Source organism: Bacteroides reticulotermitis JCM 10512 (assembly GCF_000517545.1).
Classification (GTDB): Bacteria; Bacteroidota; Bacteroidia; order Bacteroidales; family Bacteroidaceae; genus Bacteroides; species Bacteroides reticulotermitis.
This window is the reverse complement of the sequence record NZ_BAIV01000022.1, coordinates 93,952-105,624: the sequence shown is the minus strand read 5'-3', so window position 1 is coordinate 105,624 and position 11,673 is coordinate 93,952. Positions and strand designations below refer to the sequence as shown.

The 11,673-nt window shown below is 48.7% G+C and carries 9 protein-coding genes and 3 pseudogenes; 10 read left to right on the top strand and 2 right to left on the bottom strand.

The window, feature by feature from the left end; genetic code table 11:
- Nucleotides 1-110: 110 nt before the first annotated feature.
- The 5 genes and pseudogenes from JCM10512_RS13735 to JCM10512_RS13720 all read left to right on the top strand — a co-directional run bounded on the left by JCM10512_RS13735 (nucleotide 111) and on the right by JCM10512_RS13720 (nucleotide 4,377).
- Nucleotides 111-473, top strand: coding sequence for a hypothetical protein (locus JCM10512_RS13735; protein ID WP_044163884.1), 363 nt, complete (start codon nucleotides 111-113; stop codon nucleotides 471-473).
- Nucleotides 474-627: 154 nt separating this feature from the next.
- Nucleotides 628-1,170 (top strand): annotated as a pseudogene (locus JCM10512_RS24730) (BT4734/BF3469 family protein); the annotation flags it as partial.
- A gap of 72 nt (nucleotides 1,171-1,242) precedes the next feature.
- Nucleotides 1,243-2,841, top strand: coding sequence for a VapE domain-containing protein (locus JCM10512_RS13730; protein ID WP_304523438.1), 1,599 nt, complete (start codon nucleotides 1,243-1,245; stop codon nucleotides 2,839-2,841).
- Nucleotides 2,842-3,262: 421 nt separating this feature from the next.
- Nucleotides 3,263-3,571, top strand: a pseudogene (locus JCM10512_RS13725) (helix-turn-helix domain-containing protein).
- 71 nt (nucleotides 3,572-3,642) lie between these two features.
- Nucleotides 3,643-4,377 (top strand): hypothetical protein, encoded by a 735-nt coding sequence (locus JCM10512_RS13720; RefSeq protein ID WP_148298405.1) that lies wholly within the window; start codon nucleotides 3,643-3,645, stop codon nucleotides 4,375-4,377.
- A gap of 108 nt (nucleotides 4,378-4,485) precedes the next feature.
- Here JCM10512_RS13720 and JCM10512_RS13715 read toward each other — a convergent pair whose 3' ends face one another.
- Complete coding sequence (locus JCM10512_RS13715) at nucleotides 4,486-5,274, bottom strand: porin family protein (RefSeq protein ID WP_044163878.1); 789 nt, start codon at nucleotides 5,272-5,274, stop codon at nucleotides 4,486-4,488.
- Between the two features lie 14 nt (nucleotides 5,275-5,288).
- Nucleotides 5,289-6,418 (bottom strand): annotated as a pseudogene (locus tag JCM10512_RS13710) (PCMD domain-containing protein).
- Nucleotides 6,419-6,708: 290 nt separating this feature from the next.
- Between JCM10512_RS13710 and JCM10512_RS13705 the strand changes: the two are divergent.
- From JCM10512_RS13705 to JCM10512_RS24110, 5 genes are all read left to right on the top strand, one after another.
- A complete protein-coding gene (locus tag JCM10512_RS13705) occupies nucleotides 6,709-8,001 on the top strand; it encodes an L-cysteine desulfidase family protein (protein ID WP_044163876.1) in 1,293 nt (430 codons plus the stop codon).
- Nucleotides 8,002-8,285: 284 nt separating this feature from the next.
- Nucleotides 8,286-8,864 (top strand): carboxypeptidase-like regulatory domain-containing protein, encoded by a 579-nt coding sequence (locus JCM10512_RS24650; protein WP_262482611.1) that lies wholly within the window; start codon nucleotides 8,286-8,288, stop codon nucleotides 8,862-8,864.
- Nucleotides 8,861-11,137 (top strand): SusC/RagA family TonB-linked outer membrane protein, encoded by a 2,277-nt coding sequence (locus JCM10512_RS13700; RefSeq protein WP_262482612.1) that lies wholly within the window; start codon nucleotides 8,861-8,863, stop codon nucleotides 11,135-11,137. The genes JCM10512_RS24650 and JCM10512_RS13700 overlap by 4 nt, the downstream gene beginning before the upstream one ends.
- Before the next feature lie 8 nt (nucleotides 11,138-11,145).
- On the top strand, nucleotides 11,146-11,418 hold the full coding sequence (locus JCM10512_RS24115; RefSeq protein ID WP_052517224.1) for a hypothetical protein: 273 nt from the start codon (nucleotides 11,146-11,148) through the stop codon (nucleotides 11,416-11,418).
- Nucleotides 11,415-11,666, top strand: coding sequence for a TonB-dependent receptor (locus tag JCM10512_RS24110; RefSeq protein WP_052517223.1), 252 nt, complete (start codon nucleotides 11,415-11,417; stop codon nucleotides 11,664-11,666). Before JCM10512_RS24115 ends, JCM10512_RS24110 begins: the two co-directional genes overlap by 4 nt.
- The last annotated feature ends 7 nt before the right edge of the window (nucleotides 11,667-11,673 follow it).

Here is an 11,673-nt window from a genome sequence, read left to right as displayed (position 1 = left end):
AAACTCCCCCCCTATCGTTAAATAGAATATTAATAGAGAAATACATTAGAAAGGGAGCCTTTCTGATAAAATAAGTTAAAAGTATTCACCCTGAAAAACGTTAAAATGCTATGAAAAGAAAGAAATCAGCGTATTCCGTTTACAGCGATGGCAAAGTGTTTTATCGCATCGAAGAGATGAACGAACAGTCGGAAGAAGTTGCGATGTTAATCAAAGAGTCGACAAGTAAAAGACTGATTGATAAGCCAGTATTTGTTTCGATACCCGAAAGGAATGGCTTCCTTTTGCCTTGGATTTGGCTTTGTTACAATCCGCACTCGTCCTTGAAAGCATGCGGTCCGCAATTTTTCGCGGAGCTTCTTTCACTTTTCACAAGGTTTGAAAAGCGAGGGCCCGATGGATGTTATCTCACTGTGGCAGAGATTAGTAGAGCTTTGCAAACGGCCCATCGAGCCTGGCACGATAAGCAATAATTGCTAACTACGTTAAAATGGCCTTTTTGAGCGAAAAAGACGTTTTTATGTTTTCAGTAGAAATCCATTCCTTTGCAATCGGAAATACAACCAACGCTTCCCCCGTTCAGTAGGGGGAAGCGCAAATTTTTAACCCGATGAACCGACTTAACACATGGATTTAAACAACTACAGCACGAAAGAATTGGAAATGACCTGCTACAAAGGCTACTCCAAAGTGATTACCCAAATTAGTGTGAAACATTTTATAGAACTGATTCACGGCGGCTTCTACCGCAAGTCGGTAGATGAAATCAGGAAGGCTTTGGTGGTTGGTGATTGCCTGAAAGCCAACGGATTGAAATGCAACCTGCCCTATTACACCATTACCGCCACCTATCGCGAAGAGCGGCTGGCCTACAGCCTGGTTCGGTACAACGACCTCGTGATGCTCGATTTCGATGATATGGAGCCCGAAGACCTCGCCGAACTCCATAAGCTTGCGGATGCCGACCCCTACACAATCGCCGATTTTATCAGTCCCCGGCAACACGGGTTGAAAATCCTGACCTACATCACCTCAGCCGATGCCCTTTCCCTGCGCCAACAACTCGAAGCGAAGCAGCAAGTCTCCTACGCCGAACTCGAAGAATACCACAAACAGATGTTCACCCTGGCCGGTAACTACTACGCCCAACTCCTGCACAGCAAGGTCGATATAAGCGGAAGCGACCTCTCCCGGGGAGTTTACGCCTCCTATGATCCGGACGCGTTTTTCTCCGACGAGCGGATGAACGCCGTGAAGCCACTCAACGTCATCGTCTCGCTACCCACCCGCGAGGAATGTTCGTCGAAGAAGAGCAAGCGTAAATCGAAGTCCGAATCCTCGCCCGACCTCTCCGATATCAGTCAGCAAGCCAGTCTGGATTACAGCAAAGCCCTTGCCTACACCCGTCGCAAATACCGTTTTGAAGAGGGTGGACGCGACAACTTCATCTACTGTCTGGGCAACCAGTGCTACGTTCGTCATGTGCCCGAAACGGCTGCCGTCCGGATGGCCATTCGTGATTTTGGCGGATCGGGCGACTTCGATGTCGAGACTCCTCTGCGCAATGCCTACGTCTACACCTCGCAAACGGACGCTGCCGATCAGGAAACGAAGAAGAATCGGGTGGATCAGATCGTCGATTTCCTGAATGAAAACTACTCCTTTCGGTACAATGTGGTGCGTGATCAGGTGGAGTTTGCTAAGAAGAAAGAGGGAGGAAAGGTCTACAATTCGGTACGTTTGCGCGATCTCAACTCGTTCTATATGGAACTCGTTCGCGCCAATATATCGTGTACGTTGGCGTTGGTGAGGTCGTTGATCGAGTCGGATTTCGCCCCGGACTACAACCCCTTCATCGCTTATTTCGAATCCCTCCCTCCGTGGGATGGGAAGACGGATTACATCAAGCAGTTGGCCGATACCATCGATACCCCCGATCCCGCCTTTCTGCACGATGCCCTCAAACGTTGGCTCGTGGGCATGGTAGCCTGTGCGATTAGCGATCGGGAAGAGAATCAGCTGTTGTTGTTGCTCTACAGCAAGCAGGGTAAAGGGAAGAGCCGTTTCATCCGCAACCTGCTGCCCAGCGAGTTGGAAGGTTACTACCGCAACGGGATGATCAATCCCGACAATAAGGACCATATGTTGATGCTCTCCAGTTGTCTGATAATCAACCTTGAAGAGTTCGATGGGGTAAGTTCGAACCGGCTGGCGGACCTGAAGCGTGTTATCACGCAGGACAGGGTGACGGAGCGTAAAGTGTTCGATTTCCAGTCGCACGCCTTCGTCCGCCGTGCCTCCTTTGCGGCCAGTACCAACAATCCCCACTGTTTGCAGGAGATTGCTGAGAATCGGCGCATCCTCTTCATCTCGGTCGATAACATCCGGTATCGCATGCTGGTGAATCATGCGGGGCTTTATGCGCAGGCATTAGCGCTCTACTACGAGGGTTTTCAGTATTGGTATGAGGGTGATGAAATCAAGATGTTGAACAAGCGTAACGAGCGTTTCCGGCTCAAAGATCCGGTTGAAGAGAACCTGTTCTTCTACTACCGTGCCGCTACTGCCTGTGATTTTACGGCTAAATGGCTTCCTGCCGCTACGTTGTTGGCAACAATCAGTCTCAACGGCCGGGTACAATCCAATCGTCAGGCTCTTCAAACACTGGTTTATGTACTTGAGAACAACAGCTTCCGCAAGCGTGTCAACGCCAACGGGGTGACCGAGTATGCCGTAATGGAATACACCGTTGAGGAGCGTGCCGACAACGCTACGCGGATTGTCAATATGGGTGAAAGCCAGCAACCGTTAGCGTTCGATGAACCTTCTGAGGAGGCATAAGAAGTAGTGTTTTAGGGCAAAAGTATACTTGTTTGGGTGTCTAACTATACTTGCTTTGTGTTTCATGTTTTGTTTGTTGTGATGGTCACCGCAGTTCGAAATCTAGTTTTTACCAACCAGTCTGTAAGGGCTTGTTTCGGCTGCGGTGATAAACCTTTTTCGGGATTCAACCGTCCCCCCATTTCAAGGAGGTCTCTGTGATGAAAGCCTCGGTCTTTGACATTTTGTTTATTCCTTTCGGGGCTTGTTCCCGGTTGGATATTTGGCGTTCAACTTCAAATGCTTTGTCTGATTCGTTGAGCTTGTGTTAAATATCAGCAAAAAGTGAAATTTAGTTGTTTGATTGTATTAATTTAGTTACATTTATACGGTGAAATAAGCAGCTGAAAATAACCGAACGGATTGTAAAAGACTTTGAGTTATGAGAAAGTTGGATGAAACGAAATTAGCCCGGTTGCATACGGCAAGCGAACTACTCGAAGAGGAGTATGGGGGGCACGGAATCTCGAACCGCTTTCCAGCAGCAGACAATCAGATGGCCGTATGGCGAGATACTTCGGGATCGCCGGCAACAGCTTCAGATAACCCGGAAGAGTTGGCGGATCAGGTTGGCACGGCAAGAAGTTACATCGCCCGTGTAGAAAAAGGAGAGACCGGTATGCAGCTTTCGAGCTTCTTCCGCATCGCCCGTACGCTTGGAATTGCGTTTACGCCGACGTTTTATGATTAACCGAAAATAATTGAAATAAAAGATTTGTTTTACAATTGACTTACAGTCACAAAACTAGGGAGGACTTGAATGTGTTGAATGAAAATTTGATCGATTGTCGGTTGGGAATCAGATGGGTAACTGTGTGTGTACTCCTTGCTCTCTTTGCGTTGCCTGCGCTTGCGCAGCAATCCATGTCGTTTAATGCCTTTAAGCGATATACATCGAAGGTGTATGACATTCGGTATACGGAACCGAAAGGGTTTACCGACATGAAGACCGTAGCCTATTGGAGACTTGATGCCGGATGGAGAGGGACTGTGTCGCTGCATAGTTTCGTTTTTCAGTCGAATGACGGCAACTGTCTGCTCATGTATCCTCATTTTATCGAATCTCTCTTTACATGCGCGCCTCCATCAATCGAGCATAAGATAACCACCGAGATAAAGGCGCTTCTTGGACGTACTGATTCGGACGGACGTACACTTGCCGGTGACATCGACTTCGATAAGTACGTCGAAATAGCATCCGCTGAAGAGGCTCGTCGTTGTTTCAATGCGGACTCTGTTTACGTAGCCCATTTACCTCTCAGGGAAGCTTACGAGGGACGGTACGAGCACTGTATCGGGGTGTATGTCGGCAAGAAAGATCGTCCGCGGCTGTACTTCAAACTCTTGCTGACCAAAGAGGGAATGATGCACGAAAAGAGGTACTTCCGAGAGTTGTGCAACAGCGTATCTTATCGAAACGATAATTGGGTGTACAACGAAGAGATGGACAAAAAGGCGCGTATAGATATCGTATACAAAGATCACTATAAAAAATAACCGATGTCGATTTTCAATGAGCCTGTTTTTAGTACACGCAGCTCAAAAAAAAATCAGGGCTCGCTCGAGATGAGTATAGCCCTGATTGTATCGCATGGTTTCTTTTAGTTAGAACGCGTAGCCAAACCCTACATTGAGATAGATGGGGTACATGGCGAATGTAACTGTGTCGAAGTCCTTCTTGAAGATGTCGTTCAGTCCCCAAGTCAGGTCGGCATACACATTGAGGTGTTTGAATGCTCTCCACTCACCACCCAACTGCATACCCCATTGGAACTTCCGAAGATCACTGGAGAAGTCATAGGTCGCAATACTTTCACCGGTAAAGTCGACCCTCGAACCGGTTTGATCCGGAGTACGTAAGTGGCCCTCGTACACATGGCCGGAGAAGTCCTTCTCCAACAGATAGGACACGTACGGGCCTGCCGAGATCTTCCAACGGTTGCTCACCTTATAGTTAGCTACAACCGGCAGCGTCAGGTAGGAGTTCTTCACTTTGGTTTTCACACCACCGGTCCAGATACCTTCCAGTTCCCCACCGTTCGTGTTGATGATCTTCATACCATAATTCTTCACGGTAGCTTCGGTGGTCATATTCTTGTTTTCCAGTCGGAGACCGACAGTCAGCCCCCATTTCTTCTGTTCGTCGAACCATTTGGTGGCGTTACCCTCGATGGAGATGGCGATACCCGGTGCATAGCTGTCTATCTTACGGATCTCGTTAGTCAGCGGGAGTGGAGTAGTTCCACCTACGCTGAATCCGGCTTTTATGCCATATTCCCATCCATGCAGGTACGACCAGATGATTCCCTGATTTCTCTCTTCCTGCGCCAATGCGGAGAAAGTATTTACACATAACAGTGCTGCCAGCAGGCTGATTACTTTATATTTTTTCATTGATTCCTTTTTATTTAGTCTTCACAAACAATTTCAATCTCGTCTACATACAGCGTACTGCCCACAGCTCCTTTAAAGTTAGCTCCGTCTAAACTGGATGAGAGCACAATGGCTAGCTTGTATTTGCCGGCATTCAGCTTTTGCGGATCAATAGTAAGTCCATTCTTGCTTCAAAAGGTAAGTTGAATTCAGTCCACTCATTCGACTCTACCACATCCTCTTTCGCCATCCGTGCCAATGATACCACCTTGGAAGAGGTAAATACATCATCTCCATTCAACATGAATGAGTTGTCGCTTGCTTCGTACATCACCGCGTAGATGTCGCATTTGTCTTTTATACCACTTTGGGGTTTTCCCTCTGCGGTAAATACATCTCCGGCTTTGTATTTATAGTACCCCTTTAGCGTTGTAGGCTTTTTATAAAACTGAAAACCGAATCGGGTCGCTTTACGGGGATCTGTTAATGCATCAGTTACCTCGAACGAGCCGATAAACAGGTTACCCGCAGCGATATACATTTTCACCATCGCACCGAAGCTTCCCGTATCCCGAGTCTCCAGCTTGACGCATTTTCCAACCTTACCGGCAGCTGCCTGTACAGTAGGGTAATCGTTTTTATTGTTAGCCATACCGGTCAGTTTGAAGCCGGGGTTACCGCTCGACCATTGCACCAGCTTGGAAATTTCCTGCGATGAACCCTGATCGAATTCGTAGAATATCTCATAAGGGGTATTGTTCGATTCGAGCAAATCTTCGAAATGGTAAGTCAAAGGCATCTCTGTGAGAACCACGTTTACCTTATACGTAGCCGTCCAATTACCGTCTTCCGAGGTCACGGTAAAATTACGGGAGTGATCAGAGGCGCTGAAGTCGTATGTCGTTGCCGTATCGCCAGCTTTTGATTCGCTAGGTTTGAGCGAAGCTCCAAAGGGAATCGTGAATGTTAATTGCTGTTTAGCTAAATCGGCCCCTTTGTGCACATATACGTTTACTACTTTAGAGTCGGCATTGATATTAGCCATTTGCACATCACTACCTACACAGGCGTCGATGGCAGCTTCGGAGTTTAAGGCCTCGTCTCGTATGCACGACGACAAAGCCAAGGCAAACAAGAAGCAAGTGGTCAGAGTCTTGATTTTCATCTGATTCATTTTTTAGTTACTAATTCAGTCTTTTTTTGTAAAACTTGGCTGCAAAGTTAAGTTTCTTTTTTGAAATAGAACATTTTGACACCGATAATACAACATTTTATAACGAGAACATTTTTTGGGAGATTATTGTTTACCGACGCTTGTCTTCTTGCACCCTTCCCTTCCTAATTCAATCGTGCGCGCGACACCCGCGGTTGGCCGTGAACGATAAAAGATGCTAAAAGGGCGTATCTTTATAACATATTCTCTATTTTTGCATTAATTTAAAATTTGAAGCTCTTATGACGGAATCGGAAAGAAAACAGATCATCGATCTGGTGAAACAGGAAGTAGTTCCTGCCATCGGTTGTACGGAACCTATTGCCGTGGCACTTTGTGTGGCCAAAGCAGCCGAAACGCTGGGCAAGCAACCGGAACAAATTAAAGTGTCGTTGAGTGCCAATATCCTCAAGAATGCGATGGGTGTAGGTATTCCGGGAACGGAAATGATCGGTCTGCCCATTGCGGTAGCGTTGGGAGCGTTGATTGGGAAATCCGCTTATAAGCTCGAAGTACTCAAAGAATGTACACCCGAGGCGGTGGAAAGAGGTAAGCAATTCATTGACGAGAAGCGGATTTGCATCTCGTTGAAAGACAACATCACCGAGAAGCTATACGTTGAGGTGACCTGTGAAGCCGGAGAGGAGTGGGGCACTGCCATCATTTCCGGCGGACATACCACCTTTGTATATATAGCGTCCGATAAGGGCGTGCTACTCGATAAACAGGAATGTGCCAAGGAAGAGGTGGAAGCCGATGCGTTGGAACTCAACCTGCGTAAAGTGTACGACTTCGCCGTGACCGCTCCGCTGGATGAGATACGTTTCATACAAGATACAGCCCGGATCAACAAAGCGGCTGCCGAACAGTCGTTCAAAGGAAACTACGGGCACGCGCTGGGTAAGATGCTGCGCGGTAACGGTTCCCAAGACAATAAGATGATGGGCGACAGCACGTTCTCCCACATCCTGTCGTACACCTCGGCAGCGTGCGATGCCCGTATGGCAGGCGCCATGATTCCCGTGATGAGCAACTCCGGCAGTGGCAACCAGGGAATATCCGCCACACTCCCCGTCGTGATTTACGCCGAAGAGAACGATAAGACCGATGAAGAACTGATACGTGCCTTGATGCTCAGCCACCTCACCGTGATCTATATCAAGCAGAGTCTGGGCCGTCTGTCGGCGCTCTGTGGTTGTGTGGTAGCCGCCACCGGATCGAGCTGCGGCATTACCTGGCTGATGGGTGGAACCTACGAACAGGTATCGTATGCGGTTCAGAACATGATAGCCAACCTCACGGGGATGATTTGCGACGGAGCTAAACCGAGTTGCGCCCTGAAGGTGACTACGGGCGTATCGACTGCGGTCCTCTCTGCCGTTATGGCGATGGAAGATCGTTGTGTGTCTTCGGTGGAAGGAATTATCGACGAAGATGTTGACCAAAGCATTCGCAACCTGACCCGAATCGGTTCCCAAGCCATGAACGAAACCGACCGGATGGTACTCGAAATCATGACCCATAAAGGGTGCTGAGCATAGATAGTAGCCTCATTTAATGGTATTTGTCCGGCGTGAATTTGTATGAATTCACGCCGGACTTCTTTTGTGTCCCCTTCCTGCCCGTTCCTTTTTGGTAAATATTGTTTTAAAACAGGTAATATCTGTTTGGCGACAATTAATCCTCTTCTTGCGATGATTATTGAACCACGCCTGCCGGTGCCTCCTCTATTTTTGTGAAAAGCCGAACTCCTTTTGGGGAAGTTGAACCCCTTGGGAACTCGCTTTAATAGCAATGTTTAACTTTAAATTCTAGTAGTATGAGGTACAGGATTCTAGTTCTATTGGTTACCTTCATGACGTTTGTCGGGAACATGGCTGCCCAACAGCCAACCGGACAACAAGGTAAGGCGCGCACAGTGAGTGGACTCATTGTTGATAAAAATGGAGACCCCATTATCGGGGCGAACGTAAAGATTGTAGATGCGAAAGGCGGAACGATTTCCGATGTTGACGGACGTTTCTCCCTATCCGTTCCCGAAGGTCATAAGCTAAGCTTTTCGTACATCGGCTGTGTCACCCAAGTGATCAGTCCGAAGAAGAATGAACTGAAAATCACCCTTCAGGAGGATGTGAACGTACTCGACGAAGTGGTGGTTTCGGTAGGCTATGGGACACAGAAACTAAAGAATATAACCGGATCTATTGCCAGCGTACAGGGTAAAGATCTGGAAGATATTCCCGTATCGAACCTATCCGAGGCGTTAGACGGATTGATTCCCGGACTATCCGTGGAAGGTGGTAGCGGTCGCCCGGGTGAATCGGCTTCGCTCTATATCCGGCAGGCCAAAGACTTTGTCACCATCCCCAAGCAGGCGGAACTTCGTTGCCGTTGGTGATCATTGACGATGTGATTCAGGTCGATGCGCAGGGACAGCCAACGCTGAGTACGCTCAACATCCTGAATCCGGTAGATGTGGAAAGCATTTCCGTACTCCGGGACGCGAGTGCGGCCATTTACGGTTCACGGGCAGCTCAGGGAGCGATAATCGTAAAGACGAAACGGGGACATTCGGGGCCTCCGCGAATCAGTTATTCCGGTAAATACGGGGTGATGGATGCGGTGAGTCATGCCAAACAGATGAACGCCCATGAATACGGAGTCTTTGCCAATAGCTTCCTGTTGGCCTCCGAACGTGTGAAAACCGGCGATTCCGGCTATATGAATAAACTCTTCAGCGACAACGAACTGGAGGAGATGAAAGGACTCGACTACAACTGGCTCGATAAGGCTTGGAAAGCCGCCTTTACGCAGAGTCACTCGGTCAACGTGAGTGGGGGTAGTGAGAAAGCGACCTATTACGCCGGAGTCTCCTACTATAAACAAGGAGCTAACCTCGGCAATCAGGATTATTCGAAGTGGTCTTACCGTACGGGAATTGACATCACGCTGACCTCCGACCTGAAGTTCAGCGCGTCGCTCTCCGGAAATACCAGTCAGAAGGAGACCTCTTTTACGAAAGTAGCCAATGTGAATGACGGCAGTTATGGCTCGAAGGTGAATGGCGTGGTGGACTACGGGTATCTGGCGCATATGCCCCGCTACATCCCGTGGAGCATGGATTTGAATGGCGAAGAGGTGTATCTGTCGCCCTCGTTAGGCCCTCACCAGACGACAAGTGATATTAACGCGAACGGTAAATTCGGTGCCTGGAACTACTATGCGCTACTCAACAGTGGCTCGGCTTCGATCAACGATAGCAACGGTTGGGATGCTAACTTCTCGATGACCTATCAGGTTCCGTTCGTTCAAGGGCTTTCCCTGCGGGGTAGTTACGCCATTTCGCGTTCCACCTCCGACAATGAGCAGATCGCTCTGCCCTATACCTTATATTATAACCGGAACATGGTGAATGTGGATCAGCATCTTTATGGTGCTTGGCAACCGACTGACTTCGTGAAGACGGATATTACGGAGAAGTCCCGCGTGAGTTACAACGACGGAATCAGCAAAAGAAGTCAGCTGAACTTCTTCGTCAATTACCAGCGTCAGTTTGGCGATCATTATGTGACGGGGATGTTTTCAGTCGAACGAGGAGAGTCGTACGGACATGACAAAAGCCTGCTCTACGAGAACCCTGTGAAGGATCAGTACAACGGGATGTACAATACCGCCGGAACGCTCTCGAACAATACCACCAACGGGAAGAACGAAGCGGGCAGCCTCTCGTATCTGGGACGTGTCACGTACAACTACGCCAGTAAGTATATGCTCGAATTCTTATTCCGTTCGGATGCGTCTACGAAGTTCGCTCCGGAGAATTATTGGGGATTCTTCCCGAGCCTGTCCGCCGCATGGATCATGTCGGAAGAGAGATGGTTTAAGCGTGTTAAGTGGATCGACGGGCTGAAATTCCGCATGTCGTGGGGACGAACGGGACGTGATAACATCGCGCCTTGGTTGTGGAAGCAAACCTATCAGATGAAGAACGACGGAGGCTATAACTTTGGAACGGCACAGGGTGGAACTTTGGGCAGTGCGCTGGCCGCTAATAAATCACCGAACCGCAGCATCCATTGGGATAAGGTGGATAAGTTCAACTTCGGTATCGATGCCCGTTTCCTCCGCTCCCGATTGAATTTCGGACTCGATATCTATTACGACATCAATGATGAGTTACTCAATCAGGCTACGGTGAACGAGCTGGGCACTCCTTTCTTTGCCGGGGGAAGTGTGGCGGATTCGAACTTCGGACGCATTGATACCTACGGGGCTGACGTCTCTATTAGTTGGGCTGATAAAGTGGGACAGGTGAAATACAACGTGGGGGTTAACTTCTCGTTGAATGGCAACCGGGTGAAAACATGGCCGGAATCGGTGGTGGGTTATCCGAGCGACAATACCATTTCCGAAGGATCGAGAACCAAAGACTATATGCCTTGCTGGGGTTATAAGGTCTGGCGGAGAACTTCCTCGGGTGACGGACTGTTGCGCACGAGTGAGGATATCGATAATTACTGGGCTTACTTGACGGAGCATGCCGATGCGGTTGGCGGTACACCCAACTACTTCGGGAAGAAGAAAGAGGAGATGCGAGTCGGTATGTTGGCTTATCAGGACTTGCACGGGCCTATGGAAGATGGCGTACTGACCGAAGCTGACGGCAGATAACGAACAAAGTGGACTTCGCCGAGATCTCTAAGAATAGCCGAAGCAAGGGATTTAATACCTCGATCGGACTGGAATGGAAGGGCATCCGCTTTAAAACTTCCATCGCGACTTCTTGGGGAGGTGCTCCGCTGTACCTCGATCTGATCAAGCTGAAGGCGAGTAAAGACACCGAACCTTTATGGGCACCCGAATATTTCTGGGTGGATATGTTCGACGCGGAGCATAATCCGACGGGTAAGTACCGAACCTGGGACTGGAAAGCAAAGTGGGAGGGTCGGTGATCGCGGATTCGGACTTCTGGAAAATCAGTAACTTCCGTTGTTATGTGCGCAACATCAGTCTCAACTATACGTTGCCCGCCAAGTGGGTGAAGCCGTTGCATATCAGCAATTGTGCCGTTGGGGTGGTAGCCGAGAACCTGTTCGACTTCTACAACCCGTACCCCAAGCGTTATCGGAATATGTACAGTGCTTCCTACGCGTATCCTAAATTGAGGAATATTTCCATGAGCTTAAATGTATCATTCTAAAGAGTAA